18 protein-coding genes are annotated in these 20,679 nt (G+C 68.8%); 15 read left to right on the top strand and 3 right to left on the bottom strand.

The genetic code is table 11. From position 1 onward, the window contains the following. Window positions 1-61: 61 nt before the first annotated feature. Complete coding sequence (locus FDZ84_RS10925; protein ID WP_168585806.1) at window positions 62-2,284, bottom strand: (Fe-S)-binding protein; 2,223 nt, start codon at window positions 2,282-2,284, stop codon at window positions 62-64. Between the two features lie 400 nt (window positions 2,285-2,684). On the opposite strand from FDZ84_RS10925, the gene FDZ84_RS10920 reads away from it, so the two are divergent. From FDZ84_RS10920 to FDZ84_RS10875, 10 genes are all read left to right on the top strand, one after another. Next, window positions 2,685-3,155 (top strand): DUF1707 domain-containing protein, encoded by a 471-nt coding sequence (locus FDZ84_RS10920; RefSeq protein WP_246868928.1) that lies wholly within the window; start codon window positions 2,685-2,687, stop codon window positions 3,153-3,155. A 77-nt stretch (window positions 3,156-3,232) separates the two neighbouring features. Further along, window positions 3,233-3,556, top strand: coding sequence for a multidrug efflux SMR transporter (locus FDZ84_RS10915; protein WP_168585805.1), 324 nt, complete (start codon window positions 3,233-3,235; stop codon window positions 3,554-3,556). Beyond that, the gene (locus tag FDZ84_RS10910) at window positions 3,553-4,167 is read left to right on the top strand and encodes a TetR/AcrR family transcriptional regulator (RefSeq protein ID WP_168585804.1); all 615 of its coding nucleotides are present in this window, start codon (window positions 3,553-3,555) and stop codon (window positions 4,165-4,167) included. Before FDZ84_RS10915 ends, FDZ84_RS10910 begins: the two co-directional genes overlap by 4 nt. A 438-nt stretch (window positions 4,168-4,605) precedes the next feature. Further along, entirely contained in the window at window positions 4,606-5,127 is a 522-nt protein-coding gene (locus FDZ84_RS10905) for an O-acetyl-ADP-ribose deacetylase (protein ID WP_168589963.1), read from the top strand. 135 nt (window positions 5,128-5,262) lie between these two features. Further along, window positions 5,263-6,531: an IS4 family transposase gene (locus FDZ84_RS10900; RefSeq protein ID WP_168585803.1), complete on the top strand. Its 1,269-nt coding sequence runs from the start codon at window positions 5,263-5,265 to the stop codon at window positions 6,529-6,531. Window positions 6,532-7,136: 605 nt separating this feature from the next. After that, entirely contained in the window at window positions 7,137-8,105 is a 969-nt protein-coding gene (locus tag FDZ84_RS10895) for a DUF4097 family beta strand repeat-containing protein (protein WP_246868927.1), read from the top strand. Window positions 8,106-8,420: 315 nt separating this feature from the next. Then, a complete protein-coding gene (dnaK, locus tag FDZ84_RS10890) occupies window positions 8,421-10,292 on the top strand; it encodes a molecular chaperone DnaK (RefSeq protein WP_168585802.1) in 1,872 nt (623 codons plus the stop codon). 17 nt (window positions 10,293-10,309) lie between these two features. Continuing rightward, on the top strand, window positions 10,310-11,011 hold the full coding sequence (gene grpE, locus FDZ84_RS10885; protein WP_168589961.1) for a nucleotide exchange factor GrpE: 702 nt from the start codon (window positions 10,310-10,312) through the stop codon (window positions 11,009-11,011). Between the two features lie 25 nt (window positions 11,012-11,036). Next, complete coding sequence (gene dnaJ / locus FDZ84_RS10880; RefSeq protein WP_168585801.1) at window positions 11,037-12,212, top strand: molecular chaperone DnaJ; 1,176 nt, start codon at window positions 11,037-11,039, stop codon at window positions 12,210-12,212. Between the two features lie 2 nt (window positions 12,213-12,214). Further along, complete coding sequence (locus tag FDZ84_RS10875; protein ID WP_044576061.1) at window positions 12,215-12,667, top strand: heat shock protein transcriptional repressor HspR; 453 nt, start codon at window positions 12,215-12,217, stop codon at window positions 12,665-12,667. A 242-nt stretch (window positions 12,668-12,909) separates the two neighbouring features. Here the strand turns inward: FDZ84_RS10875 and FDZ84_RS10870 are convergent, their stop codons facing one another. Beyond that, window positions 12,910-14,082: an FAD-binding oxidoreductase gene (locus FDZ84_RS10870; RefSeq protein WP_246868926.1), complete on the bottom strand. Its 1,173-nt coding sequence runs from the start codon at window positions 14,080-14,082 to the stop codon at window positions 12,910-12,912. A gap of 222 nt (window positions 14,083-14,304) precedes the next feature. On the opposite strand from FDZ84_RS10870, the gene FDZ84_RS10865 reads away from it, so the two are divergent. The 5 genes from FDZ84_RS10865 to FDZ84_RS10845 all read left to right on the top strand — a co-directional run bounded on the left by FDZ84_RS10865 (window position 14,305) and on the right by FDZ84_RS10845 (window position 20,179). Next, window positions 14,305-15,120 carry a pyridoxamine 5'-phosphate oxidase family protein gene (locus tag FDZ84_RS10865; protein ID WP_210435504.1) on the top strand — a complete coding sequence of 272 codons (816 nt, stop codon included), beginning with the start codon at window positions 14,305-14,307 and terminating at the stop codon, window positions 15,118-15,120. 252 nt (window positions 15,121-15,372) lie between these two features. Continuing rightward, window positions 15,373-15,855 carry a MarR family winged helix-turn-helix transcriptional regulator gene (locus FDZ84_RS10860; protein WP_168585800.1) on the top strand — a complete coding sequence of 161 codons (483 nt, stop codon included), beginning with the start codon at window positions 15,373-15,375 and terminating at the stop codon, window positions 15,853-15,855. 193 nt (window positions 15,856-16,048) lie between these two features. Next, window positions 16,049-16,543: a MarR family winged helix-turn-helix transcriptional regulator gene (locus FDZ84_RS10855; RefSeq protein WP_168585799.1), complete on the top strand. Its 495-nt coding sequence runs from the start codon at window positions 16,049-16,051 to the stop codon at window positions 16,541-16,543. Continuing rightward, window positions 16,540-19,158, top strand: coding sequence for an MFS transporter (locus FDZ84_RS10850; protein WP_210435503.1), 2,619 nt, complete (start codon window positions 16,540-16,542; stop codon window positions 19,156-19,158). Before FDZ84_RS10855 ends, FDZ84_RS10850 begins: the two co-directional genes overlap by 4 nt. A 169-nt stretch (window positions 19,159-19,327) precedes the next feature. Then, window positions 19,328-20,179: a YceI family protein gene (locus tag FDZ84_RS10845; RefSeq protein ID WP_168585798.1), complete on the top strand. Its 852-nt coding sequence runs from the start codon at window positions 19,328-19,330 to the stop codon at window positions 20,177-20,179. Between the two features lie 148 nt (window positions 20,180-20,327). Here the strand turns inward: FDZ84_RS10845 and FDZ84_RS40605 are convergent, their stop codons facing one another. Continuing rightward, window positions 20,328-20,471, bottom strand: coding sequence for a hypothetical protein (locus tag FDZ84_RS40605; protein ID WP_371812883.1), 144 nt, complete (start codon window positions 20,469-20,471; stop codon window positions 20,328-20,330). Window positions 20,472-20,679: the final 208 nt, after the last annotated feature.

Raw genomic sequence — 20,679 nt, 5'->3', positions numbered from 1 at the left:
AAGTCTCGTGACAAGACGAAGGGCGCCTCCGGGGAGGAGGCGCCCTTCGGTGTTTCTGGCGTCAGCTGCCCGCGGGTGCGGCCGTGTCTTCCGTGGACTTTTCGCCTCGCTTGACCGCCGACAGCAGCAGCTGGGCCACGTCGACGACCTCGACCGACTCCGAGGCGACCTTTTCGCTTTGGCGGGCCGTCAGGCCGTCGGAGAGCATGACCTTGCAGAACGGGCAACCGGTCGCGATCTTCGTCGGTGCCGTGCCCAGCGCCTCGTCGACGCGTTCGATGTTGATGCGCTTGCCGATGCGTTCTTCCATCCACATCCGCGCGCCACCCGCGCCGCAGCACATCGAGCGGTCCGCGTGCCGCGGCATTTCCCGGAACGTCGCACCCGAGGCTCCGACCAGGTCCCGCGGCGGGGTGTAGACCTTGTTGTGCCGGCCCAGGTAGCAGGGGTCGTGGTAGGTCACGTCCTCCGCCACCGGGGCGACCGGCACCAGGCGCTTCTCCCGAACCAGCTTGTTCAGCAGCTGGGTGTGGTGCACCACCTCGAAGTCACCACCCAGCTGCGAGTACTCATTCGCCAAGCTGTTGAAGCAGTGCGCACACGTCGCGACGATCTTGCGCTTGCCCGGTTCCCGGCCCTCGAAAACGCTGTTGAGGACCTCGACGTTCTGCTGGGCCAGCATCTGGAAGATGAACTCGTTGCCCGCGCGCCGCGCCGGGTCACCCGTGCAGGTCTCCTCCGGACCCAGCACCGTGTACTTCACGCCCGCCATGTGCAGCAGCTCCGCCACCGCGCGGGTCGTCTTCTTCGCCCGGTCCTCGAACGCGCCCGCACAACCGACCCAGAAAAGGTACTCCACGTCGTCGGCGAGTTCGCCGTCGAAGACCGGCACCTCGAAGTCCAGGTTCTCGGTCCACGCCAGGCGGTCCTTGGCGTTCTGGCCCCACGGGTTGCCCTTGTTCTCCAGGTTCTTGAACATCCCGCCCAGCTCGGTCGGGAAGTTCGACTCGATCATCACCTGGTACCGGCGCATGTCCACGATGTGGTCGACGTGCTCGATGTCCACCGGGCACTGCTCCACGCACGCACCGCACGACGTGCAGGACCACAACACGTCCGGGTCGATGACACCCATTTCCTCGGGCCCGCCGATCAGCGGCTTCTCCGCCTCCGCCAACGCCAGCACGTCGACCTTCGCCAACCGCGCTTCGGCGTCGTCACCGGTGATGCCGACCTCGTCACCGGCCATGTCCTTGCGGCCGCCCGCCAACAAGTACGGGGCCTTGGCGTAGGCGTGGTCGCGCAGCGACGTGATCAGCAGCTTCGGCGACAACGGCTTGCCGGTGTTCCACGCCGGGCACTGCGACTGGCACCGACCGCACTCCGTGCACGTGGTGAAGTCCAGCCAGCCCTTCCACGAGAAGTCCTCGATCTTGCCCGCACCGAACACATCCGTGTCCGGATCCGCCTCCTCGAAGTCCAGCGGCTTGCCCGCCGACATCATCGGCTTCACCGCACCCAGCGCCACGTCTCCATCGGCCTCGCGCTTGAAGTAGATGTTGAAGAACGCGCTGAACCGGTGCCACGCGATGCCCATCGTCATGGTCCTGGAGATCACGATCAGCCAGACCGTGGCGCTCATCAGCTTGACGAAGGCGAAGAACGCCACCAGGTTCGGGCTGGCCGGCAGCAGGGATCCGATGGGGCCGGAGATGAACTCGGCCCACAGCGGCATCTCGTGCACGCCCAGCGCGGACTTCGCGGCGCGGACGCCGAGGATGCCCACGCCCTCGATGAGGACGACCGCCTCGATGAAGTAGGCCCAGGCGAAGTTGGACCCCTGGAAGCGCGAGACGCGGCCGGCGCGGCGCGGGTGGTTGCGCTGGCGGATCGCGATCAGGACCAGGATGCCGACGACCGTGCCGACGCCGAGGACCTCCATCAGGAGGTGGAAGATCGCCAGGTCGTCCAGGATCCGCCAACCCCAGGTCGGCACGAAGACCTCGCCGTAGGCCTCGAACAGAGCCAGGGAGCCGATCAGGAAGCCCCACATGACCAGCCAGTGCCAGATGCCGACGTTGCGGAACTTGTTCATCCGCGTGTGCGCGGCGAATTCCTTTACCACGGTGGCCAGGCGGGCCAGGACGGGGCCGTTGCGGGTACCGTCCGGCTGCCCGAGGCGGATGATGCGCACGAACTTGGCGATCGTCGCGGCGAACATGCCCCAAGCGACGATGCCGAGCACGACAGCGATCCCGCCGAGCGTGATCTGTACAGCGCCCATGGTTCAGGTGCCTTTCCTCCGGGGGCGGTGGTGGTGCAAGCAGCGTACGCCGTGTTACTCGCTGGTAACTATACGGGCGTCGCTGTTGTTGGGAACAGTCGGTGATTCTGCGAGACCGCTGGGCGAAAAACTAGTTGTGCAGTCGTACAAGTTTTTCCGCAATCCTGGGCTCCGCGGGCGGTCCGCCCCGCTGCGGGGGCGTGGTGATGTTGCTGGGGTTTCGTGAGTTGTTCCTGTTAGACGCGTGCGACGCGACGGCGGGATTCTGCCGAGCCTCGGAGGTTTCCGGCGTCGGACACGGCAAAATCGGGATCGATCGTGCGATTTTCGCCACGTATTCGTTCGAGCGAACGGTCTGTTCAGTTATGTCATCAGGTGGGCGCGGATCAGGGGGTTTGGCATGACCGAATCAGGCAGTGGATCGATGCGCGCGTCGGACGCGGACCGGGAGGCGATCGCGCGGCGCCTGCGCACGGCGCTGGACGAGGGCCGGCTCTCCATCGTCGAGTTCGACGAGCGCCTGCAGCGCGCTTACGCGTCGACGACGTTCGGCGAGCTGCAGTCGTTGGTCGCCGATCTGCCGGAGCCGGTGCCCGCGAAGCCGTCCCCGGAGGTCGTCAAGCAGGAGCGGCACAAGAAGAAGATGGTCAAGGAGTGGCGGGACTGGGCGAGCGTTACCTTCATCCTGGTCGCGATCTGGGCGGTGACCTCCGTCGCCTCCGGTGAGCCGCACTTCTTCTGGCCGATGATCCCGATGGGCATCTGGGCGGCGGTCAACGTGGCCTCGATGATCTCCGGCAGTGGCGACAAGGACGGTGGCGACAAGGACGGTGGCGACAAGAAGGACAAGAAGTCCCACTTCGGCCACTAGGAACCTGCGTTCCCGCGCCGTCGGCCACCCGTATCCTGAACAAGTAGGGCAGTCGTTCAAGTTTCTGGGGAGGAAGTGTGGCCTACCTGCTGCTGGCGGTGGCGATCCTGAGCGAGGTGCTCGGCACGGTGTCGCTGAAGCTGTCCGACGGGTTCAGCAAGACCGTCCCATCGATCCTGGTCTTGGTCGGCTACGTGGTGGCCTTCAGCGCGCTCAGCGCCGTGCTCAAGCTCGGCCTGCCGGTCGGCGTCGCCTACGCGATCTGGGCCGGAGCCGGGGTCGCGCTGGTGGCGATCATCGGTGCGGTGTTCCTCGGAGAGGGGATCACCGCGGTGCAGATCGGCGGCATCGTGCTCATCATCGGCGGTGTCGTCGCGCTCGAACTGGGCGGCGCGCATTGACGGCGGCGCGGCGAAACTCCGACGAGGCGGAGACCGACGGCCGCCGCGCCAAGGGTGAACGCCGCCGCCGCGCGATCATCGACGCGACGCTTCGGGTGGTCGCCCGCGACGGCGTGGGAGCGGTGAGCCACCGCAACATCGCCCGCGAGGCCGAGGTGCCGCCGGCGTCGATCGCCTACTACTTCGCGGGCATCGACGACCTGCTGGTGGCCACGCTGCTGGAGAGCTGCGAAACCCTGATCGTCGAGATCGACCGGCTGCGCGGGCAGGTCCGGGAGAACTCCGACTGGCCGCGGCTGATCGCCGAGGCACTGGCGTCGATGGTTCGCGACCAGCGCGAACGCACCGTGGGCGAGTACGAGCTCTACCTGCTCGCCGCCCGCCGCCCGGCGCTGCGCCCGGCCGCCCGCCGCTGGATCGAGGTCGCCGCCGGCTTCATCAACGACGGCGTGGGCGGCGACGAGCCGGTGATCCGGGCGCTGTTCGCCGCCCTCGACGGCCTGCTCATGCAGGCGCTCATCGCCGACGAGCCGCCCACCGCCGACGACCTCGAACCGACGCTGCGCTTCCTCATGCAACCCGTGGACTACCTGCGGAATGCGACCGGCTGATCAGTTGCGGTTCGTGTTGTCCGGCCCCGGCCGGGCACATCGAGGACCGGGTGCACAACGTGCACGTCTGGCGCCCCTGACCCGACCCCGGATGCACGAAGACCCCGCACTCGGCGGGGTCTAAGGCGGGTTAGCAGACCCGGAGGCCTACCGGGATCCACGGTAACAGAGGGCAGTCCTGGAAAGCGGGTGAACACCCTCGGTAGGAGGGCGTAATGGGTCCGGCTCGTATCTGCCATCGATCGGCGGGTCGGCTTTCCTTGTTCCACAGGATCAGCGTTGGTTGACGACGTCCACGCTGGCTGTCTTGAGACGGTCACTACTACCGGGTACCCCTCGTAGTCCGCATCCGGGGCGTGCGGAGCCGCAGGTTTGCGCCGAACGTTGTGATTCAGGTCGCATCGAGCGGGGTTGGGCGTGCTGGCGCACACTCGCCGCATGCGGGTCACGCTGGTCCAGGGCGACATCACCGAGCAGGAAGTCGACGCCGTCGTGAACGCGGCGAACTCCTCGCTGCTGGGCGGTGGTGGCGTGGACGGCGCGATTCACCGCAGTGGCGGGCCGGCGATCCTCCAGGAATGCCGGCTGATCCGGTCCTGCGAGCTCCCGGAGGGGCTGCCGACCGGGCAGGCGGTGGCGACCACCGCCGGCGAACTTCCGGCGCGCTGGGTGATCCACACCGTCGGACCCACCTACGCCGCCTCCGAGGACCGGTCCGGGCTGCTGGCCTCCTGTTTCCGGGAGTCCCTGCGGGTCGCCGACGAACTCGGCGCGAAAGTGGTCGCCTTCCCCGCGATCTCCACCGGCGTCTACCGGTATCCGCTTGACGAGGCGGCGCGGATCGCGATGCGCGCGGTGCGCGAAGCGCCGGCCGATGTCGACGAGGTGCGCTTCGTGCTCTTCGACGCGAAGTCCCTGGCCGCATTCGAGGCCGCCTACGACGAGGTCTTCGGAGCGTGAAACTCCCGGCTGCGGCGGGAAACCCGAGGGGGCCGAAGTGGATGGACGTTCGCGCAGGTGAATGCCCGTGAGCGTTTTTTGGCGCTATAGCGCAATGCCGCTTAGCTTGAGTTGATCTTGTTGTTGGTGGCGGGGATGATCTCGGGTGTGGTGGATGATGGCGTGGTGGCTGGGGCCCGGTTGACGGATCTGGTTTCGCTGGGGGTGCTGGCCTCGTCGGTTCCTCGGGATGTGGTCGATGAAGTGATCGTCGCGGCGGGGCGGCAGGCCAAGCGCTCGGATGGGAAGCTTCCGCCGCACGTCATGGTGTATTTCGTGATGGCGATGGCGTTGTTCGCCACGGAGGATTATGAGGAAGTCGCGGCCCGGCTGACCGATACGCTGGCGGCGTGGGGCTGCTGGGATCAGCAGTGGAGTCTGCCTACTTCGGGTGGGATCACCCAGGCTCGTCAGCGGTTGGGGGCCGAGCCGCTTGCGGAGTTGTTCGCCCGGGTCGCGGTCCCGGTGGCCGGGGAGCTGACCCGGGGTGCGTTTCTCGGGCCGTGGCGGTTGATGGCCATCGACGGGTTCGAGTGGGATGCACCGGACACCAAGGCCAACGGCGCGGAGTTCGGATACGGCGGCTCGGGGGAGAGCCGGTCGGCGTTTCCGAAGGTCCGTGTGGTGTCGGTCAGCGAGTGCGGCTCGCATGCGATGGTGGACGCTGAAATCGGTGGGGTCACCGGCAAGGGCAGCGGGGAACAGACCCTGGCGAGACGGTTGTACCGGCGCCTGCAGCCTGGCTGGTTGCTGATCGCCGACCGCAACTTCTACACCTGGCAGGACTGGTGCACCGCGGCTGACACGGGTGCGGAGCTATTGTGGCGCGTCAAGTCCAACACGAGGCTGCCGGTGCTGGGATCGCTGTATGACGGCTCCTACCGCTCGGTGCTGATCGAGGCGAAAATCCGGGGCAGGGCACGGCAAGCGCTCATCGACGCCGCCGCCCGCGGCGAGGATCTCCCTCCTGATCAGGCCAGGATTGTGCGGGTCGTGGAATACACGGTGCCCGACCGCGACGGCAACGGCAAGGGCGAACTGATCCGGCTGATCACCACTATCACCGACCCCACCGCAGCGCCGGCGGCGGCGTTGGCCGAGAGCTACCACCACCGCTGGGAACACGAAACCGCCAACGGACAGATCAAAACCGTCCTGCGCGGACCGGGAAGAGTGCTGCGGTCGAAAAGCCCCGACATGGTCCGCCAGGAGCTCTACGGCTACCTGCTCACCCACTACGCGATCAGCGCGCTGATCTGCCGGGCGGCCACCGAAGCCGACATCGACCCCGACCGGGTCAAATTCACCCGCACCGTCCGCATCGTCCGCCGCCGGATCGCCGATCCGGCGGCTTTTTCCCCCTGAACACCAGAAACGATCTCTGGCCGCTATCACCTCCGACATCACCGCCGCCCGCAACCTCAATCCCCGCCGCCGCCACCGCAGCTACCCCCGCGTGATCAAACGCGGCCGCCACAACGCCTACCGAGTCAAAAAACCCACCGACACCGGAACCCGCCACGACAGCCCGCCCAGCATCCAACTCACCCACACAGCAGCATGATCAAAATAGGCTAAGCGGCATTGCGCTATAGCGACCAAAAGCGCTCACGGGCATTGATCAGGCAGCCCGGGGATCAGAGGGCGCGGACGCCGTCTCGCCCGGCGCCAGGCTGATGACCGGCCGGTCCTTGATCACGCGCATTGGTGCATCTCCTAATTAGCTCTGTTCGCCGCGCCGATCAGGAGACGCACCGGCGAGAGCGGGTTGCGCCGGGTGCGCTGGGCCACCGGCGGCGGTTTTCCGGGGCGTGGCGGAAATGTCGCCAGATGGCCGAAGGCGAAGGTTCCGGTGGCTGCGCCGAAGGCCGGATTAGGGGGAACTCCCGGGGTGTTTCCGGGGTGTCCCTGAGGTGCGGGCCGGACGCGGTGCGTAACTTCGTCGGCGCGGTAGTCGGCAAGCTGGGGGGATGACGATGGCTCGGGTTGGGCTCGCGGTGGGCGGGGCGGCGCTGGTGCTGATCGGGGGAGCAGCGCTGTTCGGGTGGCCCTCGTCATCCGCGCGGGAGCGCTCCACCGGACTGGACGGGATCGAGCGCGTCGAACTCGCCGGCGGCGCCGGCAACGTCGAGGTGCGCCACGCTCCGGGCGCCCGCGCCGAGATCGTGCAGCGCGTCCACCGCTGGGAGAGCGCCTTCTTGGGTGGTGGCGGTGGCGGCGCCACCGAGATCAAGCACCGCGTCGAGGGCGGCGCGCTGGTGCTGCCCACCGGCTGCGGCTGGAACTGCTCCGTCGACTACCAGGTCACGCTGCCGGTCTCGGTGCCCGTTCACGGCAACCTCGACTCCGGCGACCTGGACGTGGTGGGCATGCGGTCGGTGCAGGCCGAGACGGGCTCCGGCGAGGTGCTGCTGAGCGAGATCGGTGGCCCGGTCGACGTCCGCACGGGCTCCGGCGACGTGTCGGTGACCCAGGTCCGTGGTCCGGTCGACGCGGAAACCGGCTCCGGGGAGATCAAGCTGGCCGGGATCGGCGGCGAAGTCAGGGCGCACACCGGGTCCGGTGGTGTGTCGGTGAGCGACGTCGACGGTCCGGTCGATGCGGACACGGGTTCCGGGGAGATCACGCTGCACGAGATCGGCGGCCGGGTCGGGGTCGGGACCGGCAGCGGCGGGATCAGCGGGCGTGGCCTGCGCGGCCCGGGCGTCGTCGCGAAGGCCGAGTCCGGCGACGTCGAGCTGGAACTGGTCAGCCCGCAGACCGTCGAGGTGTCCACCGGGAGCGGCGGCATCGAATTGACCGTGCCCGGCGACCGCTACCGCGTCGACACGGACAGCGGCTCCGGCGACGTCGACGTGGACGTGGCGCAGGACCCGGCCGCCGGGAAGCGGCTGACGCTGTCCAGCGGCAGCGGCGAGATCCGCGTCAAGCAGGCCTGACCCGCTCCGACGCCGACATGTCGACAAGCCGACAAGCCGACAAGCCGACAAGCCGACAAGCCGACAAGCCGACAAGCCGACGTGTCGGCTTCCGGCCGCCGATTCGCCGGGTTCCGATCGCGGCGGCGGTGTCGGCCACGTCACTCCCCGGAACTCCCGTGCCTGGTCAACCGTTGTGTTGGCAGAAAGCTTGAGTGGCTCGCGCTCAATCCGGATTGACGATGATGATGAGCAGTGGGTAAAACTTGAGTGAGCAAGGCTCAAGCGCCCGGGATGGCGCTTGGGGCACAGGCAACAAGTCGGGAGGAAAGCAGCATGGCGCGAGCGGTCGGCATCGACCTGGGGACGACCAACTCCGTCGTTTCCGTCCTGGAGGGCGGTGAACCGGCGGTGATCGCCAACTCCGAGGGTTCGCGGACCACGCCGTCCGTCGTGGCCTTCGCGAAGAACGGCGAGATCCTCACCGGGCAGCCAGCGAAGAACCAGGCGGTCACGAACGTGGACCGCACCATCCGGTCCGTCAAGCGGCACATGGGCACCGACTGGAAGGTCCAGATCGACGACAAGCCCTACACGCCGCAGGAGATCAGCGCCCGCGTGCTGATGAAGCTCAAGCGGGACGCCGAGGCGTACCTGGGCGAGGACGTCACCGACGCGGTGATCACCGTCCCGGCCTACTTCGAGGACGCCCAGCGGCAGGCCACCAAGGAAGCCGGCCAGATCGCCGGCCTCAACGTGCTGCGCATCGTCAACGAGCCGACCGCCGCCGCGCTGGCGTACGGCCTCGACAAGGGCGAGAAGGAACAGACCATCCTGGTCTTCGACCTCGGTGGCGGCACCTTCGACGTCTCGCTGCTGGAGATCGGCGAGGGCGTCGTCGAGGTGCGGGCCACCAGCGGCGACAACCACCTCGGTGGTGACGACTGGGACGAGCGCATCGTCGAGTGGCTGGTGGACAAGTTCAAGTCCTCGTCGGGCATCGACCTGACGAAGGACCGGATGGCCATGCAGCGGATCAAGGAAGCCGCCGAGAAGGCCAAGATCGAGCTGTCCAGCTCCTCCACGGCGAACATCAACCTGCCGTACATCACCGTCGACGCGGACAAGAACCCGCTGTTCCTGGACGAGACGCTGTCCCGAGCCGAGTTCCAGCGGATCACCTCCGACCTGCTGGAGCGTTGCCGCAAGCCGTTCGAGGCGGTCATCCGCGATGCCGGCGTCAAGCTCGACGACATCGACCACGTGGTGCTGGTCGGCGGTTCCACTCGGATGCCCGCGGTATCCGACCTGGTCAAGGACCTGACCGGCGGCCGCGAGCCGAACAAGGGCGTCAACCCCGACGAGGTCGTCGCCGTCGGCGCCAGCCTGCAGGCCGGTGTGCTGCGTGGTGAGGTCAAGGACGTTCTGCTGCTGGACGTCACCCCGCTGTCCCTAGGCATCGAGACCAAGGGCGGCATCATGACCAAGCTCATCGAGCGCAACACCACGATCCCGACCAAGCGCTCCGAGACCTTCACCACCGCCGACGACAACCAGCCGTCGGTGCAGATCCAGGTCTTCCAGGGCGAGCGCGAGATCGCCGCGCACAACAAGAAGCTCGGCATGTTCGAGCTCACCGGTCTCCCGCCGTCGCCGCGCGGCTTGCCGCAGATCGAGGTCACCTTCGACATCGACGCCAACGGCATCGTGCACGTCTCCGCCAAGGACCTGGGCACCGGCAAGGAGCAGTCGATGACGATCACCGGCGGCTCCGCGCTGCCGAAGGACGACATCGACCGGATGGTCAAGGACGCCGAGGCGCACGCCGACGAGGACAAGAAGCGTCGCGAGGAGGCCGAGGCCCGCAACCAGGCCGAGACGCTGGTCTACCAGACCGAGAAGGTCCTCAAGGAGAACGACGAGAAGCTGCCGGCCGACGTCAAGGACAAGGTCAAGGCCGCCGTCGGCGAGGTGAACGAGGCGCTCAAGGGCGACGACGTGCCCGCCATCTCGGCAGCCGTAGAGAAGCTCGCCACCGAGTCGCAGGCCCTCGGCCAGGCGCTGTACGCCGATGCGGGTGCCAGCGCCGCGGCCGGTGCGGGTGCCGCCGGTGCCGCCGGTGCCGGTGCAGCCGGGGCGAGCTCATCGAAGGACGACGACGTGGTGGACGCGGAGATCGTCGACGACGAGGACGAGAAGAAGAAGTGACCGCGGACAGGCCGGAAATGTCGCGCAACGAAGGCGAGCAGGAGCCGGTGGTGGTCCGGGATCGGCGGCGCATCGACCCCGTGACCGGCCAGCGCCGGGTGCCTGCTCCGAGCGGAGAAGAGGCGCAGGTGGCCGAAAGCATGTCCGGCACCCTCGACGAGGACATCGTCGGGAACGCCGAGCAGGAGGCCGCGCAGCCGGCGGCCGAGCAGCCCGAGCCCGAAGAGGCGGCGGGCGACTCGGCCGGGCTGCAGCAGCAGGTCGACGAGCTCACCGCCGACCTCAAGCGGGTCACCGCGGAGTACGCGAACTACCGCAAGCGGGTGGAACGCGACCGCGAAGCGGTGATCGCCGGCGCGAAGGCGTCGGTGGCCGCCGACCTGCTGACGGTGCTCGACGACCTCGACCGCGCCGAGGCCCACGGCGACCTCAACGGCGCCTTCAAGGCCGTGGCGGACAAGCTGGTCGCGACGCTGAACTCGGCCGGGCTGGAGCCCTTCGGCGCGGAAGGCGACGAGTTCGACCCGTCGGTGCACGAGGCGGTGCAGCACGGCACCTCGCCGGACGTGCAAGGGCCGACCGTGACGACTGTTCTGCGCCGCGGTTACCGGTTCGGCGACCGGGTGCTGCGTCCGGCGATGGTCGTGGTGACCGACCACGAGCCGGCCGCCGAGCCCGCCGAACCGGCGACCGGCGAGAACCAGTCCGAGCAGGGTTGATGAGGAACGGGGGGAGGAGCGCCCGGTGAGCGCCAGGGAATGGCTTGAGAAGGATTTCTACGCCGAGCTGGGCGTCTCCTCCGCGGCTTCGGCCGACGAGATCAAGAAGGCGTACCGGAAGCTGGCGCGGGAGAACCACCCCGACGCCAACCCCGGCAACGCCCAGGCCGAAGCCAAGTTCAAGGCCGTCTCCGAGGCCTACGGGGTGCTCTCCGACCCGGACAAGCGAAAGCAGTACGACGAGGCCCGGAAGCTGTTCGGCGCCGGCGGTTTCGGCGGCGGCCAGGGCGGTTTCGGTGGTTTCGGCGGTCCGGGTGGCACCGGCGGCTTCGACATCGGTGACCTCTTCGGCGGCGCCGGGGGCGGTGGTGGCGGCGGGCTCGGCGACCTCTTCGGTGGCCTGTTCGGCGGTCGCCGCCCCGGTGCCACCACGGCGAACCGCCCGAAGCGCGGCGCCGACGTGGAGACCGAGGTGCGCATCGACTTCGCCGAGGCGGTGCGCGGGGCCACGGTTCCGCTGCGGCTGTCCAGCCCGGTGAGCTGCCCGACCTGCCACGGTTCGGGTGCCAAGCCGGGCACCCGGCCACGTTCCTGCACGACCTGCTCTGGTTCCGGGCTGGTGACGCGCAACCAGGGTGCGTTCGCGTTCAGCGAGCCGTGCCCAGACTGCCGGGGTCGAGGCCAGCTGATCGACGCCCCGTGCCCGGACTGCCGCGGCGAAGGGGTCAGCACCCGCAGCCGGACGCTGACGGTGCGGATCCCGGCCGGGGTTTCCGACGGGCAGCGGATCAGGTTGGCGGGACAGGGCGAACCCGGTCGGCAGGGCGCCGCCGCGGGCGATCTGTACGTGGTGGTGCACGTCAGCCCGCACCGGGTGTTCGGACGTTCCGGTGACGACCTGACGATCACGGTTCCGGTCACCTTCCCCGAACTGGCGCTGGGCACTACGTTGACCGTGCCGACCCTGGACGGGAAGGTGACGCTGAAGGTCCCGGCCGGGACCGGCAGCGGCCGTACCTTCCGGGTGCGCGGCAAGGGCGTGGGCAAGAAGGACGGCAGCAGCGGGGATCTCCTGGTGACGTTACAGGTCGTGGTTCCGTCCAAATTGGACGACAAGGCGGCCGAGGCGCTGGCGGACTACGCGAAGGCGACAGCCGACCACGATCCGCGCCGCGACCTGAACGAGCTGCTCGGGAGGTAGTCATGGCCGGTCGCCCAATGGATCCGGGCTTCGGGTTCCCGCCGGGGGCCAACGAGGACACGCCGATGTTCGTGATCTCGGTGGCCGCTCAGCTGTCCGGGCTGCACGCGCAGACCCTGCGCAGCTACGACCGGCTGGGCCTGGTCTCGCCCGGGCGCACCCCTGCGGGCGGCCGCCGCTACTCCCTGCGAGACATCGCCCTGCTCCGCGAGGTGCAGCGCCTCTCCCAGGAGGAGGGCGTGAACCTGGCGGGCATCAAGCGGATCATCGATCTTGAGAACGAGGTCGACGCGCTCCGCGCCAAGGTCCAGGAACTGGCCGAAGAGGTGGCGGCGGCCCATGCGGCGGCCGAACAGGCGGCGGCCGCGGTGCACGCCTCCTACCGCCGGGACCTGGTCCCGATCCGCCAGGAAACGGCCCTGGTCGTCTGGAAACCAGACCGCAAACGGCGCTGACCGCTGGCGATAGCAACGCTGGAAGGGCGCCTGATGGCCGTGAGCCGGCCAGCAGGCGCCCTTCGCGTTCGTGCCGCCTGCCGTGCTGGCTCCCGGCCCGGGCCTGCCGCGTTACCTGGACCGGAGCGTAGTGCTTTCGCGGGCGCGGCTTCCTGCTCGAACCGCGCGCTGCCGACGACTGAGGTGCGTCTTCGACCAGATCGGTCGAAGACGCCCCCCGTCGCTCGGTCGTCGGGCGGTGATCAGTCCAGGGTGAACGGGTCGTAGCGGATGTGGTCGAGGGGCGTGCCCGCGACAAGCATCCGGGAGACCGTGGCCCGGATCATCCCCGGCGAGCCGCTGACCAGGACGTCCCAGTCCTGCCACGCGCCGTAGCGGGTCACCGCCTCGGCGAGCGTGCCGTGCTCCGCACCCGAGACGCCCGGGTCGTCCTCGACCACCGGCGTGATCGTCAGCCACGGGTTGTGCATCGCGACGCGCTGCAGGTTCGCCAGGTCGTAGAGGTCCTCGCGGGTCCGGCCGCCGTAGAACAGCTGCACGCGCGGATTCTCCCCGTACTGCGCGAGGTCGTCGATGATCGCGCGCATCGGGGTCACTCCCGTACCGCCGGCGATCATCAGGACGTCCGGCGAGGTCTCCCGGTTCACGGTCAGCCGACCCATCGGCGAGCCGATCCGCCACTGGTCGCCGGGTCGGGCGTGCGCGACCAGCGCGCGGCTGACCCAGCCGCTTTCCACTGACCGGATGTGGAACTCCATGATCCCGTCGTCGCTCGGCGCGTTGGCGGGGGTCAGGTAGCGCCACAGCCGGGGCCGCTGCGGCACCTCCACGCTCACGTACTGGCCAGGCTGGTACGGGACCGGGTGATCGGGCTGGACGCGGATCACCGCGACGTCCCAGCTGAGCCGCTCATGGTGCAGAATCTGGCCGGTGTACCAGGCGGGGCCGTCGTCGGCGGCGGCCGCCTCGGTCATCGCGGAGGCCATCACGGTGTAGGCCTCGGCCCAGGCGCGCTCCACGCTGTCGGTCCAGGCGTCGCCGGCGTACCTCTTGATCGAGGCGAGCAGCGCGGTGCCCACCGCTTCGTAGTGCGCCGTGACCACGCCGAACTTGCGGTGGTCGCGGCCGAGCTGGTGCAGGAACGGCAGCAGCTCGTCCGGCCTGTCGACCATCTGGATCACGTGCACGAGCGCTCGCAGCAGCCTGCTGCGCTGCACTTCCATGTTCACCGCGAACAGGTCGCGGGTGGCCGGTGAGAGGCTGAAGAGCATGCCGTAGAAGAACCTCGACACATCGTCGGTATGCGGCTCGACGACTGCGAAGCTCTCGCGGATGAGGCGAACCATCTTGCTCACACCGGAGTTCGACGGCTCGTGGTTCGGGGGTCCGGGGCTCAGTACGGCGTTCGCTGTCATGGTTCGGGGCAGCCTTCTCCACGTTGGCGGTCGTACCCAGGCAGGCACACCACTACTTGCAAGCGTCCCCCGACACAGGGTGGACCCTAACTCGTGCCTCGTGACGCGTCTGCCTTGATGCCACTTTTGAGTGCTTCATAACTACTTCACGTAGATAATGCACGGACCTGTCGCGGGGAACCTAGTATTCACCGTTGTTAGCAGAGAGGTGGACGTGACACGGTGACGCGCGTGATCCCCGACCACCTACCCCCGACCGGTACCGCCGACGCGGCACTGTTGGAGCTGGAGCTCTCAGAACCGCCCACCCCGAACGAGCCCTGGCGGGTCACGGCCCCGATCCAGCAGCGCGGGGAGAAGCCCGACGCGCCACCGCGCGACCCGTTCGTCGAGGACGGTCCGGTCCCGCTGCCCGGCTCGGCTGGTGAACACCTGCTGCAGCGCGCCTACGGCACCGAGAAGCGCGCCCGGAAGTTCTACGACGACCAGGTGCTGGACCACCTGAACCCGCTGATGAAGGAGTTCATCGGGCGGATGGAGCTGGCGTTCGTGGCCACCTCCGACCGGCACGGCGAGTGCGACTCCAGCCTGCGCGCCGGTCCGGCCGGCTTCATGCAGGTCCTCGACGACCGGCACCTCTGCTACCCGGAGTACCGGGGCAACGGCGTGCTGGCCACCCTGGGCAACATCAGTCAGAACCCGCACATCGGGATCCTGCTGGTGGACTTCGTGACTGACCTGATCGGCCTGCACGTCAACGGCAAGGCCCGCATCGTCGAGGACGCCGGCCTGCGCGCCATCCACCCCGCGCTGCCCGCCGAGTTCGACCGCGGCCGCACGCCCGAGCGCTGGGTCGTGGTGCAGGTCGAGGAGGCGTACATCCACTGCCGCAAGCACATCCCGCGGATGATGCCGGTGCTGCGCCAGCGCAGTTGGGGCACCGACGACATCAAGCGCAAAGGCGGCGACTACTTCGAGTCCAAGGGCATGCCCCGGCCGTGGCACCGGCCCGAACCGGTGGGCAGCCACGACTGCTGAGCCCACGATCGCAACCGGCACCGCCGCGGGCTCTCAGGCGTGGTCTGGCGAGGACAGCGCCGATGCCGCGTTTTGTGTCATACGCAAGTTGGGGATCCCGCAGTCCAGGCGGCGTCTGAGGTTCCGCTACCCGCACCGTCACGCAAATTGAGTTCGAGGCAGGCGCTTAGAGTAGGGCGAAACGGACTACCGTTGGCTTGCGGGTCGGCGATTGGTGCCGCCGGGGTCGTCGGCGGTGCGGGTTGGAGAGCTGTGATCGAGGACGAGGCGCGGAGCTCGACCGGCGGGGTGCGCGAGGAAGGCGTCGACCGGCGTTCAGCGGCTGAGTCTGTCGAGCGCGAGTTGGTGCTGATGTTCCGCCGTGCCCGGAACCTGTCGACCGCCGTGGCCGCGCACGTGCACCCGGACCTGGATCCCGCCTCGTACAGCCTGCTGCTGATGGTCGACGACGCGGGGCCGCTGCGCGGCATGGACGTCGCGGACCGCACTGGGCTGGACAAGTCCACGGTGAGCAGGCAGATCGCGACCCTGGTGGACCTGGACCTGCTGGAGCGGGTGCCGGATCCCGACGACGGCCGGGCCCGCCGCATCCAGCTCTCCGACCTCGGGCGCGAGCGGCTGGCAAAGGTGCGCGCCGAGCGCCGCAAGCACCTGCACGGCGAGTTCGCCAGCTGGTCCACCCAGGACCTCAAGGACCTGGCCCGACTCCTGGGCAAGCTCAACGCCATGATGTGAGCACGTTTCACGAGGTGCGGGGCACTCGTAACCCGGTCACCGGGGCACGGGTGCCCCTCTCGCATTCCCCGACCGGGTGCCGCCCTTCGCCCATTCTTGATCCTTCCGGTGTGTGGGGTCACAGAGCCTGACAAGTTGTGTCACGCAACTAAATAGGCTTATAGTTGCGTGCGGCAACTAAAGGATTGGGCTCATGGGACCGACACACGAGACCTGTGCCGAGCTGCTCCGACCGCTTCGAGCGATGCTCGGGCTCAAACAGGTGGCAATGCAGCGGGGTCAGTTCACGGCAGAGCACGTGCCGTACGCCGCCGCAGGGTTGCTCGCCGAACTTGTCTTCCGCGGCGAATGCCGGGCCTCGGACCTTGCCCACCACCGGATCGTCGACGCATCCGTGGTGAGCCGCCAGGTCGGCCAGCTCGAACTCGCCGGCCTCATCACCCGCCGGCCCGACCCGGCGGACCGGCGCGTGGCGCTGCTGCGCGCCACGCCCGACGGCGAGCGCGCCGTGGCGGAGCTGGAACGCCGGAAGGCGGAGTGGATCGGCGCGGCGCTGGCCCACTGGGACGACGACAAGGTCCGCGAACTCGCCCGACTGCTGGGGGAAGCGATGGATGACATCCGTCGCTACACGATCAACGACGGAGTCTGCGCCGCCGGCTCCGTGACCAAGGAAGGAACTCGATGACCACCTCGACGGAGACGGCGCCGGACGCGACAGCGCCGACCCGCCGGGACGGGCGCGACGAGCCCGCCGCGGGATCGTCGATGACGCATCGGCAGATCCTGGAGGCGATGTCGGGTCTGATGCTGGCGCTGTTGGTCGCCATCCTCAGCTCGACGATCGTCTCGAACGCGCTGCCCCGGATCATCGCCGACCTCAACGGCACCCAGGGCCAGTACACCTGGGTGGTCACGGCGATGCTGCTCACCTCGACCGCATCCACCCCGATCTGGGGCAAGCTCTCCGACCTGTTCAGCAAGAAGCTGCTCTACCAGCTGGCCATCACGATCTTCACGATCGGCTCGGTGCTCGGCGGGTTCGCGCAGTCGATGGAGACGCTCATCGGCTTTCGCGCCCTGCAGGGCATCGGCATGGGCGGCCTGCAGGCGCTGATCCAGGTCGTGATCGCGGCGATGGTCTCGCCGCGCGACCGCGGTCGCTACAGCGGCTACATCGGCGCCACCTTCGCGGTCGCCACCGTCAGCGGGCCGCTGGTCGGCGGCCTGATCGTGGACACCTCGTGGTTGGGTTGGCGCTGGTGCTTCTGGGTGACCGTGCCGATCGCGGTGATCGCCTTCATCGTGCTGGGCCGGACGCTGAAGCTGCCGGTGATCAAGCGCCCGCTCAAGATCGACTGGTTCGGCGCGCTGTTCCTGGTCGGCGGCGTGAGCCTGCTGCTGGTGTGGGTCTCGCTGGCCGGCAAGCAGTTCGAATGGTGGTCGGTGGAGACCGCGTCCTACGTCGGCGGCGGCCTGCTCGCGCTGATCATCGCGGTGCTCATCGAGACCAAGGTCAGCGAGCCGATCGTGCCGCTGCGGATGTTCCGCAACCCGACGGTCACGCTGGCCACCATCGGCACCGTCGCGGTCGGCACCGCGATGTTCGGCGGCTCGGTGTTCCTGGGCCAGTACTTCCAGATCGCGCGGAGCTTCACCCCGACGACCGCGGGGCTGATGACGCTGCCGATGGTCGGCGGCCTGTTCATCTCCTCGACCGTGTCCGGCCAGATCATCTCCCGGGTCACCGGCAAGATCAAACCGTTCCTGGTGATCGGCTCGGTCGTGCTGATCGCGTCGATGTGGCTGCTGAGCAGCATCGACCACGAGACGGACCTGGTGCTCGTCGGGGTATACCTGTTCCTGATGGGCATCGGCGTCGGCATGCTGATGCAGAACCTGGTGCTGGCGGTGCAGAACTCCACCAGCGGCAAGGACATGGGGTCGGTGACCTCGGTCGTGACGTTCTTCCGGACCCTCGGCGGTTCGGCCGGCGTCTCGGTCCTTGGCGCGGTGCTGGCCACCCAGGTCTCGGACTACATCATGCGCGGCCTGTCGAAGATCCCCGGCGCGGCGCAGGCGGCAGGCTCGGGCGGCGGTGGCTCGCTGGACGTCAACCACCTGCCGGAACCGGTGCAGACCATCGTGCGGGCGGCCTACGGCGACGCGATCGGCGACATCTTCTTCGTCTCCGCCTGCATCGCGGTGGTCACCTTCCTCGCGGTGATCTTCATCAGTGAGACGCCGCTGCGCACCACGATCGACAGTCACGAGGAAAGGGAGGCGGCTGCCGTGGCCGCGCACGACGACGCTGTGGACAACTTCACCCAGCCTGTGGACAACTCGGCCGTGACGCGTGCCGCTGCGAACGGCTCTGCCCAGGTTGGGGGCGTGGGGGCGCACTCGGCGCGACTGGCCGCCGAACCTGTGGACAACTCTGTGGATGGTCGCTCGGATGCCTGGTCAGAGCCGGTCGCGCCGCGTCGCTACGCGACCAACGGCAAGCACCTGGCCGGCGACCTGACAGCCCCGGGTGACGGTGGCGGGCTGTTCGTGCACGGCACCGTCCGGAACTCCGCCGGCACCCCGGTCTCCGGGGTGGTGCTCACCCTGACCGACGCCAACGGCCGGCAGGTCGAGCGCGCCCGGACCGCCCACGACGGGCAGTTCCAGCTCGTGGTCGACCACGGCGGCACCTACGTGCTGATCGCCTCCGGCGGCGGCTACCAGCCGGCCGCGTCGATGGTCGTGGTCGGCGACCGCCCGGTGCGCCACGACGTTCAGCTGCTCGGCGCCGGGCGGCTCACCGGCCTGGTGCGCGTCGGCGGGCAGGGCGTTGCCGGGGCGATGGTGGTGCTCACCGACGCCCGCGGCGAGGTCGTGGCCAGCGCCGGCACCGGACCGGACGGGCACTACCTGTTCGCCGACCTGGTCGGTGGGGCCTACGCGCTGACCGTCACCGCGCCCGGCTACCGGCCGGTGGCGAACTCGGTCACCGTGGCCGACGGCGACCAGTCCACGCTGGACGTCGCGTTGCAGTCCGGCACGCAGCTCAGCGGCGTGGTCCGGTCGGCCAACCTCGGGGTCGCGGTGCCGGATGCGCGGGTGACGCTGCTGGACCCCGGCGGCGCGGTCGTCGGCGCGGCGACCACCGACATCGACGGCAACTACAGTTTCACCGACCTGCCGGACGGCGAGTACACGGTGATCGCGACCGGATACCCGCCGGTCGCCACCTCGCTGCGGCTCTCGGGTGAGCTGAGCACGCACGACGTCGAGCTCGGCTACCCGCAGGCCGACTGACCAGCGGTCGTGAGTGGTCGTTCCGGTTCTTACCGGAACTCCCGCTCACGACCTGAACGAGAGCCCGCGGATCGGGCCGCGCCTGCTCGTGAGTGAAGATTCCGGTTCTTACCGGAACGACCACTCACGAGCGGCAGGTGATCCGCAAGCCACGGAGGGGATGTTCTAGATGGATCTCGGCGAACAGCAGGCCGAAGCGCCCGGCGTCGCCGCCGGTTCGGGGGCGGTCACCGCGACGGTGCGCGGCGGCGACGGCTGGCCGGTGCCGGAAGCGGTGCTGACCGTCATCGACGGCACCGGCACCCAGGTCGCCAGGGTGCAGGGCGACCCGCAGGGCTCGGTGGTCGCCGCCGGGCTGAAGTCCGGCACCTACACCGCCATCGTCATGGCGGTCGGGCACGAGCCCGTCGCCCGGACCGCGCTGGTGCACGACGGGACGGCCGCCACCCTCGGCGAGGTCGAGCTGCGCCGGGTCGGCGGGGCCGACCTGCCGGCGCCCGGGCTGTGGCGGATCGACCCGGTGCACTCGTCGATCCAGGTCACCGCCAAGCACCTGGGGATCAGCAGCATCCACGGCCGGTTCAACGAGTTCGCCGGCGAGGTCCGCATCGGCAACCCGGTGGAATCGTCCGCAGTGGATGTCCAGATCGTGGCGGCCAGCATCGACACGGCCAACGGGATGCGCGACGACCACCTGCGGAACGCGGACTTCCTGGACGTCGGGCGGCACCCTGAGATCACCTTCCGGTCCACGGGGCTGCGCCCGCGCGGCAGCGACCGCTGGGACCTGGACGGCGAGCTGACGCTGTGCGGGCTGACCCGGCCGGTGCGGCTGGACACCCGGTTCGCCGGGGTCGGCCCGGACCAGTGGGGCGGCACCCGGGCCTCGGCGACGGCGACGACGCAGCTGCGCCGCGAGGACTTCGCGATGACGTTCAACCAGGCCCTGCAAACGGGTATCGCCGCGATCGGCACGACGCTGAAGGTGGAGATCGACATCCAAGCCGTCCGCGAGGACTGAGGTTCCCCGCAACTTCAATGGAAATCGGACCCTCGATTTCCATTGAAGTTGCGGCCCCCCGGCGTGTCGGGGCACGACGCGCCGTGGGTTGTGGACTACCGCAATTTCCATTGAAATTGCGGACCGGACCGGCGGAAGTCCCTGCGCGTCAGACCTTTTCGGACTTCCGGACGGTGACGGCGTCCGGGTATCGCCGCAGGCCAGCACCTGCTGCTGCGCGTCCGGTCCAGAACTGCGTCTTGGCGATGACGATGGTCAGCGCCGTCGTGGTGCAGATGATCACCGCGTCGATGAACGGCTCCAGCAGGGCGACCAGGCCCTCGGTGGCCGGGTGCCGAGCCGAGCCCGGCCTCGTTGGAGAAGGCGGTGCGCTGGAAGCCGGCGATCGGCACGCCGCTCAACGCGCCGGGCGGGCACGGCGTCGAAGTTCACGTCGATGACGAGCAGGCCGGCCGTTGATGGTCATCGCCGGGACCAGGCGGCTGGTGGCGGCGCCGAGG

The organism is Saccharopolyspora sp. ASAGF58 (genome assembly GCF_012277335.1).
Classification (GTDB): Bacteria; Actinomycetota; Actinomycetes; order Mycobacteriales; family Pseudonocardiaceae; genus Saccharopolyspora; species Saccharopolyspora hattusasensis.
The sequence above is the reverse complement of the archived record's forward strand: the minus strand, read 5'-3'. Positions and strand labels throughout refer to the sequence as shown.